14 protein-coding genes are annotated in these 19,383 nt (G+C 36.3%); 3 read left to right on the top strand and 11 right to left on the bottom strand.

All coding sequences use genetic code 11. The features are described 5' to 3' along the window. Positions 1-77 precede the first annotated feature (77 nt). On the top strand, positions 78-1,535 hold the full coding sequence (locus MW688_RS03750; protein WP_486734581.1) for a hypothetical protein: 1,458 nt from the start codon (positions 78-80) through the stop codon (positions 1,533-1,535). A gap of 93 nt (positions 1,536-1,628) precedes the next feature. Here the strand turns inward: MW688_RS03750 and MW688_RS03745 are convergent, their stop codons facing one another. Next, a complete protein-coding gene (locus MW688_RS03745; RefSeq protein ID WP_486734580.1) occupies positions 1,629-3,953 on the bottom strand; it encodes an ATP-binding response regulator in 2,325 nt (774 codons plus the stop codon). Between the two features lie 259 nt (positions 3,954-4,212). On the opposite strand from MW688_RS03745, the gene MW688_RS03740 reads away from it, so the two are divergent. Beyond that, a complete protein-coding gene (locus MW688_RS03740; RefSeq protein WP_486734579.1) occupies positions 4,213-5,106 on the top strand; it encodes a circadian clock protein KaiA in 894 nt (297 codons plus the stop codon). On the opposite strand, the gene MW688_RS03735 is transcribed toward MW688_RS03740, so the two are convergent. The 5 genes from MW688_RS03735 to MW688_RS03715 form a co-directional block, all read right to left on the bottom strand. Beyond that, on the bottom strand, positions 5,107-6,429 hold the full coding sequence (locus MW688_RS03735) for an L-lactate MFS transporter (protein ID WP_486734578.1): 1,323 nt from the start codon (positions 6,427-6,429) through the stop codon (positions 5,107-5,109). 392 nt (positions 6,430-6,821) lie between these two features. Next, positions 6,822-7,838 (bottom strand): phosphate ABC transporter substrate-binding protein PstS, encoded by a 1,017-nt coding sequence (gene pstS, locus MW688_RS03730; protein WP_486734577.1) that lies wholly within the window; start codon positions 7,836-7,838, stop codon positions 6,822-6,824. A gap of 366 nt (positions 7,839-8,204) precedes the next feature. Next, entirely contained in the window at positions 8,205-9,974 is a 1,770-nt protein-coding gene (locus MW688_RS03725) for a beta-barrel domain-containing protein (RefSeq protein ID WP_486734576.1), read from the bottom strand. A gap of 147 nt (positions 9,975-10,121) precedes the next feature. Next, positions 10,122-13,166: a peptidase domain-containing ABC transporter gene (locus tag MW688_RS03720; protein ID WP_486734575.1), complete on the bottom strand. Its 3,045-nt coding sequence runs from the start codon at positions 13,164-13,166 to the stop codon at positions 10,122-10,124. 10 nt (positions 13,167-13,176) lie between these two features. Then, positions 13,177-13,935: a peptidylprolyl isomerase gene (locus MW688_RS03715; protein WP_486734574.1), complete on the bottom strand. Its 759-nt coding sequence runs from the start codon at positions 13,933-13,935 to the stop codon at positions 13,177-13,179. Between the two features lie 376 nt (positions 13,936-14,311). Here MW688_RS03715 and speE point away from each other — a divergent pair, with 376 nt between their 5' ends. Beyond that, complete coding sequence (gene speE, locus MW688_RS03710) at positions 14,312-15,253, top strand: polyamine aminopropyltransferase (RefSeq protein WP_486734588.1); 942 nt, start codon at positions 14,312-14,314, stop codon at positions 15,251-15,253. A gap of 29 nt (positions 15,254-15,282) precedes the next feature. Here speE and MW688_RS03705 read toward each other — a convergent pair whose 3' ends face one another. The 5 genes from MW688_RS03705 to MW688_RS03685 all read right to left on the bottom strand — a co-directional run bounded on the left by MW688_RS03705 (position 15,283) and on the right by MW688_RS03685 (position 19,175). Next, positions 15,283-15,870 carry a COP23 domain-containing protein gene (locus MW688_RS03705; RefSeq protein ID WP_486734573.1) on the bottom strand — a complete coding sequence of 196 codons (588 nt, stop codon included), beginning with the start codon at positions 15,868-15,870 and terminating at the stop codon, positions 15,283-15,285. Positions 15,871-15,971: 101 nt separating this feature from the next. Next, the gene (locus MW688_RS03700; protein ID WP_486734572.1) at positions 15,972-17,306 is read right to left on the bottom strand and encodes a cytochrome-c peroxidase; all 1,335 of its coding nucleotides are present in this window, start codon (positions 17,304-17,306) and stop codon (positions 15,972-15,974) included. 20 nt (positions 17,307-17,326) lie between these two features. After that, the gene (locus tag MW688_RS03695; RefSeq protein WP_486734571.1) at positions 17,327-17,833 is read right to left on the bottom strand and encodes a hypothetical protein; all 507 of its coding nucleotides are present in this window, start codon (positions 17,831-17,833) and stop codon (positions 17,327-17,329) included. A 17-nt stretch (positions 17,834-17,850) separates the two neighbouring features. Then, the gene (locus MW688_RS03690; protein WP_486734570.1) at positions 17,851-18,420 is read right to left on the bottom strand and encodes a hypothetical protein; all 570 of its coding nucleotides are present in this window, start codon (positions 18,418-18,420) and stop codon (positions 17,851-17,853) included. A gap of 65 nt (positions 18,421-18,485) precedes the next feature. Further along, positions 18,486-19,175, bottom strand: coding sequence for a hypothetical protein (locus MW688_RS03685; RefSeq protein WP_486734569.1), 690 nt, complete (start codon positions 19,173-19,175; stop codon positions 18,486-18,488). Positions 19,176-19,383 lie beyond the last annotated feature (208 nt).

Raw genomic sequence — 19,383 nt, 5'->3', positions numbered from 1 at the left:
TGGTTGTTAACAAAAATAGAGATGAAATCCCTTACCAAGTGGATCCCAAGTATTTTGCTAGTTAAAGAAACATAATCATGATTAATATATTCCCATCATTTTACCCTTCTATACTAATTATTTTTACCTGGGGATTCACGTCAATTATTTTTTTTGACAGCAGTTTAGTTCGCGCCGAATCAGTTAATTTTTCTCCAACTGAGATTTTAGAAGTTCGTCTTGATAAAATTCAAGAAGAACTTGAAAAAATCGAAAGTGAATTTACAGATTATAAGTATTTATCTAATCAAAAAAGAATAAATTTTTATCAAGAAACTTATGAGGAACTAAAGATATTACAGCAAAAATATGTTGAAATAGTTCAAGAAATGCCAGCTAGTTTTCAACAAAAGGAACAGCTTCGACAAATTGATCAAACAATTCAAACTTCTTTTGAAGAAAGTTTAGCTTTGCTGACGGAGATAACTTCATTCAATAAACAAACATTTAAAGAACTAGAAAGACAATTAAAAGCTAAAGGCTATACAGATAAAAAATTAGAAGAATTAGAATTTTATCCTTTGAGAAATTCTACTATGCAATTTTTAATAACCACAAAAATTAAAACCCTTATTAATAACTTTAAAGAATTAGATGATACTTTTAACACGTTTTATTTAAGTTACCAACCTATTAACAACAGTTTAAATACTTATAATCCCATGTCTTCTTTTTTTAGTTTTTTAGCTCTATTAATAATTATACTTTCTTTAGTTTTAATAGTTTTTTCTATCTCCAAAATTCTTTGGCAAAAAAGAACAGAAAAAACTCAGAAATTAGAAAGAAGGATTAATCAGCTATCGGAAAAAGTCAGAACTCTTAATAACAAGCTAGAAATTCAAGATAAGTACTTAATTACTATATCAGAAAATATCCGTGAGCATATTGCTGCAACCAACAAAATGTTACAAGAGTTACAAGACTCGCAAGATAATAAATATATTGATAAGCGAGAGTATTATCAAGAATTAACTAATCTCAAAGCAATTATCTCAGAAAACTTTTCTTCAATAGTTAAGCATGAAGAAATCGAAATAAATCAAGAAGAAAATAATCCGAGTATGAAATTAAAGCTAGATAAAAACGAAATACCAAGAAAATTTAAAGATCATTATTTAAGTGAGTATTTAGATATATATAATCAAAATCCTGAAAATATTTTACATTGTGATGACTTAATATATTACGAAGTAGTTGAAGGACAAGAAAGTGAAAGTCAACGCTTGACAACGAAGCAGCCTGAGATTATTCTAGAAGAGCCTATAACTGGGGCTGGTATTTTCTGGATTGTAAAATTTGCAGAAATCGAGCAATTCTATTTGTTTCCCAAAAATCTAGAAATCAGCGAAGCTAAAAGCTATACAATCAAAGATATATTTGAAGGTTATCAACTAGGGTATCATCAGATTTTTCGATTAGTTAAACCTGGATTAGTAGAACAAGTGGAAACAAAAAAATGGAAGCTAATCAAAAAGGGGATAATTCGTGGTTTTTAAACATGTGGAATTCGTTAATTTAGAAAAAATAAGGTTTGTAGTTGGACTTTAGTCCAAAAGAGATAGTACTAGACATTCAGATGTCTTACATTTTCAAGTCAATCCCAAGGCTATTTCAATTACTTGTAATAAATCATCGATATTTTCACTTCCTGAAACATTTAAACAGGGAAATATCTGTAACCCGCTAATTTTATTAGCTATTTTACTTGTTTTATCGTCTAGAGTAATGATGGGCAACCTAGCTAATTTTTCTAGTTGCCTTAGCTTTGCTAAGGTTGGTTGAGGATCTTTTAGTAGTAAACTGTTGAAGACAATCACATCTACTTCCCAAACCCTAGCTAATAACTCTGCCTGTTCGAGATTATCCGCTTCTAATATCCGATGTATTAATCCTGATGTATGGGTACTCTCTAACCATTCTAATTGAGTATCATTAAAAGATAGGCTTGCTGATTCAGGATAAATGTAAAGTATAGTTAAGTTACGTTTTTTCAGCTTGGTTACCGCTTTTGGATTAGCTAAGGTTGCTGCTAATACTTCCGTTTCTATGGGAAAAGTTAAAATTGCGTCTGCTTGGGGTGTTTTTACTTGGGTTGATTCTGAATCTTTAGTAGTTAAGATTACTGGTATACTCTCAGTTTCAGGATCTGATTTTAACAAGGTTAACACCTCCCAACTCGAAAGAAATGGCAGGCAGGAATTTAGTAAGATACAGTGAGGTTTTAACTGACTAGCCTTTTCTACAGCTTCTGTGCCACTGCGGGCAATTACTACTCTATAATCTAAGCTTTGCAGTAAACTGTTTAATTCTTCTATTTGTTGAGGGATTATCTCTACTAGCAAAACTATAGGATAGGCGGAGGCGCTATCATCTTTGGTTGTTGTGGTTGTTGTGGTTGTTGTGGTTGAATACTGAGGTAGCAAAATCGTAAATTCACTCCCTTTGCCTTCTTGGGATAAAAAAGATATATTTCCTCCATGGATTTGGGCTAAACGTTGAGTTAAAATTAATCCTAGATTTTTGTAATTGATTTGGCTACCTAGAGTGCGATCTAAACTTGGAGATTTATGCCAGATCAATCTTTGTGATTCTGTGGGAATGCCTATGCCTGTATCCCAAACAGTAAAAGCTATCGAGTTTTGCCAACGATTTACTCTTAAGCCAATTTTGTCTCCCGGTTTACTCGATTTAATCGCATTATCTAGTAAGTGAATTAGCATCTGACTCACACGAAGGGGATCTACTCGAATTACCTGTAAATTTGAAGGGATTTCTAGGCACAATTCTAAGTTTTCTGCTGTTAATTCCTTTTCTACTTGTTTATATATTTGTTTACAAAAATATTCTGTCTCTATCACCTGATGAGATAATTGTAGTTCTCCTGTTTCTAAACGGCTTAAGTCTAATAATTCATTCACCAAGGTCATCATTTTTCTACCGCTTTGGTAGATTAAGTTGACATAATCAGATTGTCTTTGATTCAGTTTTCCTAATTTTTGTTCTTGGAGTAGACTAGCTAAACCTAAAATCGCTGTAATCGGTGATTTTAAATCGTGACTGATACAGGAGACAAATTCGTCTGTTAGCTGATTTAATTCTACTAAATTTATTTCTTTGGTAGCTAATTCTGTAGATAGTTGTTGCTGTTTACTTAAATCGTTGGCAAAAATTAACCAAACTGAGTTTAATGTTACTGAGTCTAATTTATCTAAAGCGACTTGACAAAATTCCCATTGACTTGTTTCTTTTTGTGATATTGTGTACTGCTTTGAGGGTTGAACCATCTTGCTTATTATTAAAGTGGAAATAGGGGGAGGAGATAGGCTCGTTTTTTGTAGATAATTTGTGGTTAAATTGTCTTGACCGGGAACAAAATTACCGATCTTTTGGCGCCATTCTTGATTTTGGGCCAATATTTCCCCTTGATCTGTTTTTAACATCACTGGCAAAGGGAATTTATTCAGAATTGTTAGCAAATTTTGTTCTGGTAAATTATGAAGGGTAATTACTTCGAGTATTTTTTGTTGATTTAATTTGCCTAGGAGTTGATTTTGACTGTTTACTAATACACAGCAATTTTCTTTAATTGCTTTGTTTTTTTGCCACAACTTAGTATAATATTCCATAAAGCTTAAAGAACCTGAGAGACTGATTACTGGTTTAATCAGTGTCTTAACCGTTGACTTGTTGAAAATTTTCTCTAAGTTTTGGTTGTTTTCTTGAGCTTGGAGATACTTAGCTAGTAAGTCTTGAGCATAAATTACCCCTAAAGGCGATCGCCTCTCATCAACTACTACTGCTAGTTGGTTTTTTCCTGATTGGAAAACTTTTTTAATCTCAGCTAAGTCCGCTTTCGCTTTTATCTCAACTATTGGCTCAATAAAGTCTTCAAGAATAGTGGTAGAATTGCGCATGAGCCTATTTACCAAAGTATTTATTCTTACAAGCATAAACTAAAACTAAAAACCTTTGGTGCCTTTTTGTTCTAGTTATTTTTAGTTTTTTTGATTATAACAGATATTGCTTCTGATTATAACCGCTACTTTTGCTCACTTTATCTGGTGTTTGCCACAAAACTTTTATGAAAAATTATCAAGAGAGGTAAATAAATGTTAAGATTAGCTACACTATATAATAATTTGTGACAAACAAGTAGTTCAATTCCTGATTATTTTGTCTTCTAATCTATTTATCGCTATCTATTCCTCGAAAGAAAACATAACTCAGTCTTTACTAGAATTACTGAGGGGAAATCGCTATAAACTCAGTTTAATCGAGTCTGTAACAGATTTATTGAACTTTATTAAAGAAAAAAAAGAGCAGATTGATTGTTTAATTGTAACTAATGAGCCTGATTTACTACCGGTATTTAATCAACTCTATGAACAAAGTACCTTACTGCCTGTAGTCATTATTGATTTTGAGGTGGGGAAAATCAAAGCAAGTGAAGAAAGTAGAGAGAAAATTCCCACTTATTGTTACCATGGAGCAGAAATTCAGCTAAAAGCAACAAATGTAAGCGAAATTATTCCCTATATTGACCAAGCGATCGCCAAATTTCTCTGTTTAGCACCTAGTTCAAAAATTAAGCAAAATGATCAAGATAATTCAGGAGAGGAGAGTTTACCTCCAAATTATAGCTTTTTATTACTACAGCAACGTCGTTTGGCTGAAAAACTCAAAGAACGTTTAGGTTATTTGGGCGTGTATTATAAAAGGAATCCAAGCTTATTTTATCGTAATCTTCCTGAAGCAGAAAAACAAAAATTAATAAATTATCTCAACCAAGAATATCGCAAAATCATCCTATCCTATTTTACTGATGACAAACTTACCAACCAACTAATTGATGAGTTTGTGAATCAGGCTTTTTTTGCGGACATTTCTGTATCAAGAGTTTTAGAGATTCACATGACATTAATGGATGAATTTGCCCAACAACTAAAACTAGAGGGAAGAAACGAAGAAATTTTACTAGATTATCGTCTAGCCTTGATAGATCTTATCGCTCATTTGTGCGAGATGTATCGTCGTTCTATCCCCCGGGAAGAATTACCCTTTGACTAGTTATTCGCTTTTATTAGTTGTATTTTCCTTGATTTTGTCAAAAAGTCGGTTTTGGTTGTGTAATTTAGAACCAGAGTTAAGAAAAAATTGGGCGATAATAATACCGAGTATGGCTAAAATAGCAGTAGGATAAAAAGCATAAGTGTAACTGCTGAATAAATCGCGAATACGACCAGAAATCAAAGTACCAAACAAAGCGCCAACACCGTAGGCAGTAAAGAGTAAGCCGTAATTTTTAGCATAGTCATCAGGGTTAAATAAATTCATGACAGCAGTGGGGGCGATCGCCAGCCATCCGCCTAAAGACATCCAAAATAAACTAAAAGCAAACCAATAAGTAAGTATTTGACCTGATTGGGCGTTAAGCATTAAAATCGAAGCAATCAAAATCAAACTATAGGCAATCATAGCCGCTTTTTTAGGTTGGATCCGGTCAGTAAGCCAACCGAATAAAGGTCTACCCATACCATTCATAACAGCAAACCAAGATACAGCGAGAGTAGCGATATTAGCATCTAACTGAATAATTTCTTGACCCACAGGGCTAGTAATACCAATAGCCGATAAACCAGCAAAAGTACCTAAAGCATAACATAACCAAAGCACATAAAAGACGCGCGATCGCCAAGCGGGTTTTGATTTATGTTCTCCCGTTGTTTCCTGAATAATCGGAGGATTCCAACCTTTAGGCTGCCAACCAGGAGGGGGTAAAGTCATTTTAGTAGCAATAGCGATGATAATTACCATAAAAGTAACCCCCAGGATGATAAAAGTAGGAAGAACCCCATATTTATTCAAGGCGGCTTTAGACAAAGGTGCTGTAATCAAAGGAGAAAGTCCAAAACCAATGACGGTAAGACCAACTGCTAAGCCTTTGCGGTCAGGAAACCATTTAGCGGATACAGCCAAAGGCACGCCATAGGCGATACCCACCCCAGCACCTCCAATAATACCGTAGGTAATAATCAAGGTAACCAGATTTTGAGTAAAACCCGAGAGAATATAACCTATCCCCATACAAATGCCTCCTAAAGAGGCCATTTTGGCTACACCCAACTTATTGATATAAAATCCAGCTACAGGCATTAAAAAGGAGTATAAGAGTAAAAAAACAGTAAAAGGCAGTAAACTTTGGGTAGCACTAATTTCTAAAAGATCTTCTAAAGGTTTACGAAAAATACTCCAAGAATATACTGTTCCCAAACATAACATCAAAGTCAACCCTAAAAGAACAAATATCCATCTACCCTTTTCCGCGGGTTGTCCAAAAACTCTTAATGATTGATAATTATCCATGGCAAATTTTGGTAAATATATGGGCATACTTTCTTTAAAGTAACTAGATATTGAGGATCATCTTGCCTATATTTAGATTAATTTAAGTTTTTAGTGGAATCAAGCCTAATTTTTAATCCAGAACCTCATAAGTTTGTAGTAGGGCTTTAGCCCGAGAAACTTTTAAAATCTCAACCACTTGGACTAAAGTCCAACTACTAACCGTCCTATGCTTATAAAGCCTAGGGGTGCAATAAACTTACTCATAGTCTATATTTATTAGTACACTTATAATTATAGATTTAGTGAGGATTTTTGTCACTTGTTTTTATTATAAAAATTTATACAAGAAATATACTTATTAATCATAACCAAAACTGGTACTTAGATAAAAAATACCCACCTAGCATCATACTAGATGGGTTTTAGCTAAGAAAGAACTAGCTAATAGAGTTAATAGAAGCAGTTACTCTCTCTACTACATTAGGAGGTAGGGGAATATAACCTAATTCCGCGCTATACTGTTGTCCTTCGTTTAGACACCAGATCATCGCTTTTTTGAATTCCTCAGTTATTTCAGGATTATCATAGCTTTGATGAGCTAGAATCCAAGTGTAAGTAACGATAGGATAGGAGTTTTGTCCATCAGGATCTGTGACAAAAGCTCTTAAGTTTTCTGGTAACTCAACTTGAGCTAGGGATTGACTAGCATTTTCTAAATTAGCTTCAACAAAGTCACCATTTTTGTTTTGCAGTCTTGCTGTAGGAATGTTTAACTGTTTAGCATAGCCATACTCAATATAACCAAGTGCTCCTTCGGTTTGTTGAATTGCTGCCGATACTCCTTCGTTTCCTTTAGCACCGATACCTGTAGGCCAATTTACAGTTTTATCAGAACCTACCATGTTTGCCCAGTCTGAACTAATAGCACTTAAATGACTGGTGAATACAGCAGTTGTACCACTACCATCAGATCTATGAACAATGCTGATAGGTAAATCAGGACCACCAACTTCTGACCAATTAGTAATATTACCCATAAACACCCCAACTAACTGGTCACGAGTTAACTGAATATCAGCGCCAGGAACATTGTAACCAATTACTATACTTCCAGCCGTCATTGGTAATAAAACTACCCCACCGTTTACTTGAGCCATTTCTTCATCGGTCATGGCTACATCACTAGCACCAAAGTCGGTAATGCCTTCGATAAAGTTTTTTACCCCAGCACCACTTCCTACTGATTGATAGGAAATTTGTACGCCAGAATTAATTTTGTTGTATTCAGAAAACCAACGTTGATAAAGAGGTGCCGGGAAACTAGCGCCAGCGCCATTGATGCTTGTTTGACCTAAAGCATTCTTTAGGGGCAGTTGACTAGCGGCAACAGCGCCAGAAAATGCTGTTAATCCTAATAAAAAGTTACGTCGTTTTATGGAAAAGTTGTGAGCCATATTAAGTAAGTTAAAAATTTGATTATAATTTTGTCCTAATCTAGCATTGTTCGGGCCAAAATAGAGCTTTATATAGTTTTAATAATCTAATGTATTTTAAAATACATTGAATCTTAGTTTTTAATAACCTTATGTTATAATATCGAATTGATTAAACGGACATGATATAGAACAAGCCTTGCTACTTTGCACTTTTGAAGCAGAGAAAACCAGCTCAAACCCAGAGCCAATTCATGGCTTTAGATTTATTCAACAAGCCCTATTTAATCGCCTTCGGATTCAGAATCCGAAGGCTCATATCAGTTTAGTTACTTATGGCAAAAACCTCTAGAAAGTGGTGTTTTACTTTTGTGTTGATTAAGTTAATTAACGTACTTGTTTAAGAGTGTTGATTTTGTCATTAAATAGTTCAGTCATTAAGCTTAAAACAGTACGATTTTCATTAATTTTGATATTGACACTTACCGACATACCTGATTGTAGAGGAATTTCGCGATCGCTAATCGGTAAATATTGACTATCGAGCTTAATTTTAGCCGGGAAACGATAGAATTGATTAGTTTCATCTGGTGGTAAAGCATCATCCCCAATCCAAATCAATTGTCCTTTGATATCGCCAAATTCACTATAGGGAAAAGCGTCTATTCTCACATCGGTATTAAGATTTTCTCGAACAAAGCCGATATCGGCATTACTAATAAAAACCCGAGCAACTAGATTATCATTGGGAACAATTTTCAGGAGAACTTCTGCTTGACTAGGTTGAGGTACAAAACCTGGAGATGCTTGTAAGTCAAAAACTGTGCCCGAGACGGGAGCGCGTAACTCTTGATATTTGAGAGTTTGCTCAGATCGACTAATTTGACTGCTGGTTTCAGCAATTCTTTTATCGTTTTCGATAATTAGTTTAGTGAGTTGACTTTCTATATCAGCAATTCTTTGTTGATTATCAGCAAGTTGCTCTCTAATATCTCTTTCTGAGAGAGCAACAGTATTAGCTAATTGTTGTCTAGCTTGAGCTATGTCTAATTGTAATCTTTGTTGTTCTTGTAAAAGTTGGTCGATTTCTGCTAAACGAGTTCTAACTTGTTGTTGCTGATTATTGAGTTCATTGATACTTTGGGCTCTCAATTCGCTGAGACGTTGAGTGCGATCGCTCACTCCTTGTTTTTGCTGTTCTAGTTGTAGACGGGCTAGTGCTCCTTCTTCTACTAGAGGTTCAATATCTTCTAGAATACCTTGGTCGATATTCAAACTCTCTTCTGCTTGGGTAATAGAGATTTCGTTACGAGCTTTTATTTCTTCTAGTATTTGTCTGTCTGTAGCTAGTTGTGCTTCAGCGTTGCTCAATTGGGATTTATTTTGAGCTAATTGTTTTTCTAACTGCTGTACTTCTAATTCTGCTGTGGCTTTCCGAGAGTTATATTCGTTCCGTAGTGCGCTTAGTCGTGCTTTTTCTCGTGTAGATAAATTTTCTTCTGATTCTCTACCCGGGTTGAGATAAAAATTTAGCATCTCATTTTCTACAGACAATTCATTCAAGTTACGGGACAAAGCCGCTACTTCTTGAGGTATTTCTAACTCAAGAATTTTCTCTTCTAAATCAGCATTAGATAAAGATTCATCCATCAAAGCGCGGTAAAACTGATTTTCATGGTTAAGAGACTTATAAATTTTCCCTAGAGATTCTAGTTCTGCTTCTGATGATGTTGAATCAAAAGTCAATAGTAATTGTCCTTGTTCTACCTGGTCACCATCTTTCACAAATACTTCTTTCACTACACCATTAATAGGTGGTTTAATTTCCTTAACAGCTTCAGTGGGTTCTAATTTACCTCTTGCGGGTACAACCTGCTCAATTTTAGCAAAAGAAGCCCAAATTATGCCGAAACTGGCCACCCCAACTATTGTCCAGACAATAGCCCTAGACCAGACAGGAGTCTGTCTCAAGATTACATGTTGCTCAAAGTTACTTAAACGTGACTTAATAGGAGCTATGCTGTTAGTTTTTAGAGGAACTGGTAGAGAAGAAACTGCTTTTTTCCCGTTCCCGTTCCCGTTCCCGTTCCCGTTCCCGTCCCCGTTCCCGTTATAGTCGTTAATATTATCGTTATTTTGGTTAGTTTGATTGGACATAATTTAAACCTATTTCTATACAGTTAGTTAGTATGAAAGAGAGAGAGTAATGACTCTCCCTTCTTTTTATTGGGATTAAACTGATAATTATGAGCTACCTTTTTTTTATATGGTAGCATCTTCAAGAATTAATCAAGATAAGTTTAATCAGTTATCTTGTGCTGCTTGTTGCTGATTGCGATTATACAGGTGATAATAACGACCTCCTAACTCCATCAATTGTTCATGGGTTCCTTTTTCTACAATTCTGCCTTGGTACATGAGTATAATCAGATGAGCATTTTTTACTGTACTGAGACGGTGAGTAATAAAGAAAACTGTACGACCGCTAAAAGCTCTGATCAAGTTTTCGCATACTCTTTCTTCCGTTCCGTAGTCAAGGGCGCTGGTAGCCTCGTCTAGGATTAAGAGACGGGGATTTTGTAGTACCGAGCGGGCGATCGCGATTCTTTGGCGTTGACCCCCTGATAGATTTGCGCCTTTTTCCCCCACTCTTGTATTATAACCGTTTCCTAATTCCATAATAAATTCGTGAGCTGAGGCCACTTTTGCTGCGGCGATAATTTCTTCGGTACTAGCATCAGGATTAGTCAGGGCGATATTTTCTTGAATAGTTCCATCGAATAGTAGAGTTTCTTGGGGTACCATACCGATTTGACGGCGCAAAGAATATAGTTCTACTTTATTTACTTCATAACCATCAATCAGAATTTGTCCTGCTTCTGGTTCGTAGAGTCTAGGGATTAACTTAGTCAAAGTACTTTTTCCTGCACCACTTTCTCCCACTACTCCCACAAAAGTTCCTGGTTGTACAATCAAGTTTAAATTGTTTAGTTGTAGGGGGCCATTTTGTTTAAAGCGGAAGGATAGATTTCTATACTCAACTTTTCCTACAATCAAGGGCATCGGGATATTATCTCTATCTTCCTCTGCCTCTTGGGGATAATCCACGATATCACTGAGACGTTCTATTGATAGGGCTGTTTCTTGGAAATTTTGCCAAAGTTGAGTTAGACGTAGAATTGGTGAAGTTACATAACCCGAGATAATGCGGAAGGCGATTAATTGACCGAGGCTTAGGTCACCCTTGAGCACTAAAGCTGCTCCCACCCATAACACCAGCAGGGCAGATAACTTATTCAGAAAGTTACTACTAGATCCTGCAAAGGTAGAAGTAATCACTGTGCGGAAGCCTGTATCTACGTAACGGGCATAACGTTCTTGCCATTGCCAACGAGAGCGCAATTCAATATTTTGAGCTTTAACTGTTTGAATTCCTGACATCACCTCTACCAAATAGGATTGAGTTTGGGCGTTACGTTCTGCTTTTTTGCGAATTTGACGGCGAATAATTGGGGAGAAGAACCAAGTCAAGGCCACGAACAAAGGAATAACTCCCAAAGCCACAAAAGTTAGTAGAGGGCTATAGATAAACATCACGACGATATAAATAACCGAGAAGACTGCGTCTAGAACTACAGTTAAAGCAGTACTTGTGAGGAACTGACGGATATTTTCTAGTTCGTTTATGCGGGTAGAAATTTCCCCTACAGGTCTTTTCTCAAAATAGCGCAGAGGTAGACGCAGGAGATGGTCAATAATCTCTGAACCCAAACTCATATCAATACGGTTAGTTGTATCAACAAACAAGTAGGTTCTCAGGGTGGATAGAACTGCTTCAAATACTGCCAAAACTACTAGAAATAAACCGAGAACTTGGAGAGTATCGGGGCTATTTTGTACGATTACTTTATCGATAATCACCTGAATCATCAGGGGATTAGCTAAAGCGAATAGTTGTACAAAGAATGAAGATACAAATACTTCTATTAATACCCGACGATATTTTTGTATATAGGGTAAAAACCAACTTAACCCGAAGCGTTCTTGGGGTGTATGTTTAGTTTGTTTCAGTAGCAGAATTTTAGTCAATTGCTCACAGCTACCCAGAAATTCATCTACTGGAAGATAGAGTAGTCCTTGTGCTGGAACTCCTATGATTACTTCTTTCTCATCAATTTTGTAAATTATCCCCAGATTATCTTGCCACCGTATCAAAGCTGGAGGGGTTATTTTAGTAATAGCGGCAGGAGGCATCTTGAGTAGTTGGGCATTTAGTCCCATCAACTCGCAAATTGAGCCTGATATATCTAGAGATAGACTTCCCTGTTGTTGAATTTGATCGTGTACTATCCTTGAAATTATATCTTTACGAAAAGGCATCCCAAAGTGTTTAGATATCATCTGAAAACAGGCTACACCTTCATCTTCTGGGCCTACTCCTTTTATATAGACATATTCTTCCCGGATGCTATCTTCTGTTTCTATCTCCTCTTCTGCTGGTAAAGGCGTAGTTGTATATACTCCTCGTGAGTCTACTCCCCCAGAAGATTTAATATTTATTTCCTGTTCTGGTGGTACTAGTTCTGTTTGTACTGCTGGTAAATTGATGTCTTGAACTGTTGTAGCTTGAGCAAATACTTGCTCCCATTCTTCTAGGGGAACTCCTACTAAACGTAAGGGTTGACTAATTTCTACATTATTAAATAATGTTGGTTCAAATATACTTCCTACTGGACGACTAACTACTGCTTCTGGACCACTAATTAACCATAACCAGTCTGTAGGATTTAATTGGGGATGGTCTTGTTCGTGGAATAATCCTGTCGCCACTGTGTAAGTTTGAGCTACTTTGTGTAACTGCTGCGCCATCTTTTTTAGATTACCTTCCCCTCTGGCTGCTTGGTTTAATTGATAGCCGAGGAGGTTGAAAATTTCTAATATTTGACAATTATCAGCAAAAGTTTCCTGCAATATCGGATTTTCTGCTAGTAACTGTCTAAATTCTTTGTTTTTGAGAGTTAAGCATACTACTTCATCTGAAGAGGCGATCGCTGTTTCACAGGCTAATCTTCTTGCTAAATTTACTGAACCTAGGACAAACCCCGGCCCCACTATTTTTACTGTTACTGGTATTTCGTCACGAGGATCATATCCTAACCACCTTACTTGTCCTTGACAGATAATCGCTACTTGTGAGGCCATTTCATCTCTTTTTAATATTACGCCTCCCATGGAATAACGTAAGGGTTGAGCTATACCTGAAATCTTATCTCTAGCATCAGGGGGGAGTTGATTAAATGGTGGTGTTTTAGCTAAAAATTCTCTGACGGCATTTGTTGTGTAAACCATAGTTTTTTAATTATCTTCCTACTTCTGTTTTAATAATTTCTTGGTTGTTAAAAAATGATACTTTTGTATTTACTTCTTCGTTTAGCCACTGTTGAAATAGTTCATCTAATAATCTTTTCTCCGTAGATTTGTCTAACTTTGCCCGAATTAATTTTTCTAATCTAACAATTACCAACCATTCCCCGATTCTTGTGGGTGGCAATAGTTTACCTGGTTCACTAGTCATTAGCATTTGAGCTATCTTCTGATGAGGTACATTTAACTCTACTGGACCAATTAATCCTCCCGTTTCTGATTCTACTCCTTGAGAATATTTTTTTGCTAATTCCGCAAAAGATGATTCTTCTTCTTGGATTCTAAAAAACAATTCTTGAGCCACACCTGTATGCTTAGTTCTTAAGAGGGAATAAACTACTTGATCTAAAGATTGTTTACGTTCTAGAAAATAGTTCTCTAATTGATCTCCCCAGGTTTGATACTTAAACTTTTCTACTCTAATTTTGCGTAAAGCTAGGTTTTCTACTTGTTCAGGTTGAACTCCAGTTTTTGATAACCAATGGTGTAAATCTTGAGAAGTTTCTAGCCTATTTTCCTGATAAAAACGCTGCATAGCCATTTCTTTCTCTTCTGGCGTGCATTCTATATCTTGAGTCGCGTCGGCAATAATTACTTCCCGGACAAATTGTGGTAAGAGTAAGTGTTGTGCCATTAATGGCAGTAAATCTTCATTATTTAGGTAACGGTCATTAATTTTTAATCTAAGCTCCATATCTCTCCTTAAAATGATTATTTCTGCTATTATTACTAAATTATCTAAGATTGGTCTTCTAATTGGCTAGTTTAATCGGTAAAAAAAGTATTTACTACCAGCATATACTAAAGCTATAGTCAAGTTTCTACAATAGCACTTTATCTTAATATTTTTGAAAAATTAACTTTACTTTTTCCTTCTTGTGAGAGCATTATTGAGTTAGTGTTATTGAGTTACCTATATTTTAAATTTTAAATTAAAACTCCTTTTTTGTAACTATGTATAATTTTATCATAGTATAGAATGAAAGTAGATCAATTTAACTATATTATGGATAAGTATGAAAAATCAGCCAATCTTCATTGGCGATCGCTCTTTTGACAGAGAAAATTTTATGGCAGGAACAGAATTAAAAGCAGATATGTGGGTGAGTGAGTATATTACTCCTTGGGATATATATGTTCACGGAGTGCAAAGGATTCTCGCCTACACAAAAACTCCCTATCAAGAAATGTACATTGTAGAAAGTGGTGCTTATGGTAAAGCTTTGGTACTTGATGGTAAATGGCAATCCTGTACAGGAGATGAATTTATTTATCATGAAGCTTTAGTACATCCAGCGATGATTGCCCACCAATCTCCTGAAAATGTATTAGTACTAGGTGGTGGTGAAGGAGCGACTATTCGCGAGGTATTGCGATGGAAGAGTGTAAAAAGGGTAATGATGGTGGATATTGATGGGGAGGTTGTCAAAGCCTGTCGTGAACATTTACCAGAGATGCACCAAAATGCTTTTGATGATTCAAGAGTGGAATTAGTAATAGCTGATGCTTTTGAGATTTTAGATACTACTAAAGAAAAATGGGATATAATTATTTCTGATTTATCAGATCCTATTGAATCAGGCCCATCTTTTGCTTTATTTACTCGGGAATACTATCAAAAGCTAGAAAAAGTCTTGAAAGATGATGGGTTTGTAGTAATCCAAGCAGGTCCAGTGGCACCAGCTAATTTACAATTACACGCTCGTTTAGTTAAAACTCTTGATTCAGTCTTTAGCAGTACACACTCCTATTATGCCCCTACCCCTACCTATGGGTCTCCCTGGGGTTTTGCTTTAGCATCGAAACAACAGATTAATTCTCAACCAGATCCCCTTATGGTTGACCAATTACTATCTAATCAAACTAGTGGTAATTTAAGAGCTATAGATGGTATTGGCTTGTTGGGCATGTTACAAACACCCCGCTATATTCGTCAGGCGATCGCCTCGGAAACTCAAATCTATAGTCTCAATGAACCTCCTAAGTTTTTTGGTAAGGGATTGAAAGAGTAGTAGCAAAGTTGTCACCGCTTCAGCTCAGCTTACCAAAGAGGAGCTGGGGCCGGTTCAGCAGAAGTGGTGGAGATTTCTTGAGCTCTTTGAATCACCAATTCTTCAAAATTTACATAATTTCTTTCTCCATTGGTTTCATAGAGACGTTCGTTACTAGCTTGATTACGTAAAGCAAAGAGTTTGCGGACTGTTTCTTGGGGATTAGTTCCTGGTTTGAGAGTAAACAGAAGGCTATTTTCGTTGCATGGTGAATTTTGATCAACTACAGCGCAAATCACAGGCATTCTATTTACTTCGCCACCAGTAAAGAAGTTCAAAGTTCCCTGGTCATAATAAGTTTGGAATTTTTTTGAAACAATATTACAACGAGTTTGGTTATCGTATCTAATACCATTGTCCCCTACTGATTCGGCAAAATATCCTGAGCTCCAGGTAATTATGGGTACGTTGCCATGTTGGGGAGATTGAACAATGGTAGCAGGATAGCCATCTTCATCTACGCCACAAACAAAGGTTGCTTGATATATTTTACTGAATGCTGGATTATGCAGAGCTAAGCTAGAAGCTAGTGTAGTTGCGGCGAGACCAAGGGAATATAAACAAGTAGATAATTTCATAGTCAAACTCAGCTAAATTTTAATAGATGGAAACCAAGTGTTATCTTAGTCTTTTTTAAGATAACACATTTTTAGATCTCAACGGGATTGAGTATTATAATTCACTTTAAACATATTTGGTGTTGAGATTCGGGATCATTGTTAGGAAAGCACAAATTACTGGGAAGACGTTCAGGGATGTAACGAGTTAAACTAGGATCTCGTAAACTAGTGGTAAGAAAGGCCGTCAAATTATCAATTTCTTCTGAATTCAACTGTAGAGGAACAAACCAAGTACTCAAATTACCAGCGTATTTAGCTTCTAATTTTTGTGGTTGAGCATTGTTAAAGTATTCCACTATTTCTTTGATGCTGTCAAAGGAGGCACCATGACCATAGGGATTACTATCAGCCAGATTATATAGTTGAGGTACTTTAAACTTAAAATCATCATCTGGTCTTTTGGTTAATGCACCCCGACCAAGATTTACACCTGTCCAATCGGCGGGATGATCGGCAAAACCAACGGCAGCGAAGTCATCCTTTGCCAGATTAGGTCCTGTGTGACATTGAACACAAGAGGAAGTAAAGAAAGTGATTGCTCCTTTTAGTTCTAAGGTAGACATTGCTGAGTGATCGCCTCTTAGCCATTTTTGCCAAGGAGACTGATTGGCTAAAAGAGTTCTTTCGTAGGCAGCGATCGCCTTTCCTGTTTTTTGTATATCTGTCAATTCTGCTCCTAAAATCGGGTCTTCGGGAAAAGCCTGAGCGAATAATTCTTGATATTCGCCTATTGTGGCGATCGCTGCTGTTCCCATTCTGTGAGTAATTATCCCATCGATTGCCTGGGCTTCAAGACCATCTATCCCAAAGCGATTGATATCTAGTTTTTGAAATAATTGCTGATTATTTGGACCTCTTATTCCTGCCTTTCCATCCCAAAACATGATCTTCTGATAGGCGCTATTGAGTACAGAAGGTACCAATATATTTTGTTTATCTATTTCTACTGGTTTAGCTTCAGGATCTCGATGGCGAGATTTTCCCCAACCAATACCTCCTACCCCTAACCCTTGGCTCAAATTAGAGCGAAATCCCCCTTGGGCTAAATGACAGGAGGCGCAACTACTCTGTTGCCAGTGTTTAGGATTTATGGGATTAATACTCAAAGCTGTTTCATGAAACAAGAGTTTTCCCAAGTATACCTTCTCTGGAGTCAGAGGATTTTGGGGATCTGAGGGGATTTCATCTAATTGAGTTGGTAGCTTAAAATAATCTAATCCTTGATTATTGGGTGCTGAAAGTTTGACTATTTGTTGTAACTTACTGCTCAAATATTCTTGGGTTTCTTGGGCATATACATAGTTAATTTTGACGTTACTCAGTAAGATACTCAAAGTAATTATCAAGATAATTTTTAGCAAAAACATGGTTCTTGGATTTTTATTGATTTTCACAAAAAAACTCCTAATTAATTTTATTCACCAGAGTTATTTTTTTTTACTATTGCTTGTACTAATTTTTCACAATAAGCGGACAACGATACCTGATTTACCGGATGATAGATATTAGTTCCAGACTCTCTCACCAAAATATCGATGAATGTTTCAGATTCTGTCGGGTAATAATCTTGGTTTTGTATAGCCCATTGTTTTGTTATTAAACCCAGAGCTTGTCCACTAGTAATAGTGAGCCATTTACCCTGATTATTCCGAAAATCAGTAATTTCTTGGTTAGAAGATAATTTGACTCTAACTGGCCAATTTGGACCTAAGTATCTAGACAGATTTCGGAGAGTTATGCTCAAGCGCTTAATTTCTGCTTCGGGAATAATATCATGCTCATTTTGCCAATCCAGAGTTATAGTTTCAGCGATGTTTCTAATATTTATACTCTCTGTATTTTCTGCCAATAAGTTGGCTTGAGGAAACAGCAGTAAAATAATTAAAACAGTGGTGAGCATTACTCTAATAATTTTTGGCATTTTAGTTAATCTTCCCCTTAAATGGTGGGCAAATCAGTAGGAGTTGTTTCTGGCCATTCGTAGGGTTTCATTTCTTCATTAACACCTGCATTAATCATATCTCTAACTACTCCTAACCATCTAATTTGTTTTACTAAGTATGTTTTTTCGTCTTGAGAGTTGTAAATAATCAGGTCAATCACAGGAACTTCTATCGATGATTCTTCTGGTTGTTGTTCCTTGTGATTATTGAATGAGGAACGACCTGAAAGTGTATTAATTTGATCATCTAAAATGCCTTGAATCTGTTGAGCGGTAAAAGGTTGATAATTTCCTTCTACATCAATAAAACCAATAGCTATTAACTCTTTTGACTCTAGTGATGATTCGGTTTGGTTTTCGTTTTCATTCATCCGAATTGGATAGTTAACTCCTAGGGGAAAACTTACTGGAGTTTCAGGAGGCAAATTAGCCACATTTGCTTGAGCTTTTTTGACTAATTCTAGATATTCTCCTCCTAATTCTTGAGGTGTTCTTCCCATTGGAGTAGTAGTTGTGGGCTCAACATCAACATCTGTTGATGTTGATGAATAAGCAGGTGTCTTCATCTTGTTTCCCATTGGAAGAAGGCAAAGTGTTAGTAGAGAAATCAGTAAAATTCTATTTATCGAAGTTACCATAACAATTCGTGCCCCAATAATTCTTGTCCATTAACTCTTATAGTATTGCCTAATACTGCATTGAGAGCATCTCTACATACAGCATTGGCGTTAGCATCGGGAATGACATATATTTCTCCTGTGACTTTGTTGTGGGCTATTAGGTCTATATGAAGTATTCTTGATGCTTGGAAGAATTGACCACTAGCTTCTGCTATTAATACATGTTTAGCTTCTGGGGTAACAACCAGGTCACCACCATTACGAGCTTCTGTTACAAACATACTTCTCAATTCCCGACTTTTGAAGACTTCTCCACTGCCTGTTTGGGAGTTGATATAGCCTATAGCTTCGTAATCTTTACTAGTTAATTGATAATTATCGTTTAGGCTACCTATTTCAACGGGATGGTTAGTACCCAAGTCGAACATAAAAGGAACATCTTCAGGTAAGACGCTAACTTCTTCTTCAGCTCGATAAATGGCGTTGATTAAACTATTATCGGCTAATTGTTCCCCTAGTTGGGGTACATAGTCTAAACTTAATTCTGCTGGAGTTTTAACCCCATCGATGAGTCTTTGGTCAATCAGATTTTGATAATTCTGATTACCGTTACTCGCGGACAAAGGCTTGTTAAGAACAATCGTGAGACTAATAGTCAATATTGCTAGTAAAACTAAACCGAACTTTTTTAATAAACTCATTTTGGTTATCCTGATTTTCTTTTAGGTAAAAATACTCACTCATTGGGAGTTGAAAATTCATCTTTCCGCCCTCATGGAGACTCTCGCTAAACCTCTCATCAGGTTAGCGATGAGAGGATTGGATTTAATGGCTTTTTGTGGGAATCTAAGACAAAAACTCCCATGAGTTTAACTCCTATTTCTAGGGTAAAGGTCGCCTCGTCAATGT

The sequence above is a fragment of the Johannesbaptistia floridana genome (assembly GCF_057440575.1).
This window is presented reverse-complemented; position numbering and strand designations above follow the sequence as displayed.

Coding starts and splice junctions, on each gene's coding strand:
- MW688_RS03735 (WP_486734578.1), bottom strand. CDS start 6,429: ATGCCCATATATTTACCAAAATTTGCCATGGATAATTATCAATCATTA.
- MW688_RS03690 (WP_486734570.1), bottom strand. CDS start 18,420: ATGAAGACACCTGCTTATTCATCAACATCAACAGATGTTGATGTTGAG.
- MW688_RS03695 (WP_486734571.1), bottom strand. CDS start 17,833: ATGCCAAAAATTATTAGAGTAATGCTCACCACTGTTTTAATTATTTTA.
- MW688_RS03720 (WP_486734575.1), bottom strand. CDS start 13,166: ATGGTTTACACAACAAATGCCGTCAGAGAATTTTTAGCTAAAACACCA.
- pstS (WP_486734577.1), bottom strand. CDS start 7,838: ATGGCTCACAACTTTTCCATAAAACGACGTAACTTTTTATTAGGATTA.
- speE (WP_486734588.1), top strand. CDS start 14,312: ATGGCAGGAACAGAATTAAAAGCAGATATGTGGGTGAGTGAGTATATT.
- MW688_RS03750 (WP_486734581.1), top strand. CDS start 78: ATGATTAATATATTCCCATCATTTTACCCTTCTATACTAATTATTTTT.
- MW688_RS03685 (WP_486734569.1), bottom strand. CDS start 19,175: ATGAGTTTATTAAAAAAGTTCGGTTTAGTTTTACTAGCAATATTGACT.
- MW688_RS03725 (WP_486734576.1), bottom strand. CDS start 9,974: ATGTCCAATCAAACTAACCAAAATAACGATAATATTAACGACTATAAC.
- MW688_RS03745 (WP_486734580.1), bottom strand. CDS start 3,953: ATGCGCAATTCTACCACTATTCTTGAAGACTTTATTGAGCCAATAGTT.
- MW688_RS03705 (WP_486734573.1), bottom strand. CDS start 15,870: ATGAAATTATCTACTTGTTTATATTCCCTTGGTCTCGCCGCAACTACA.
- MW688_RS03715 (WP_486734574.1), bottom strand. CDS start 13,935: ATGGAGCTTAGATTAAAAATTAATGACCGTTACCTAAATAATGAAGAT.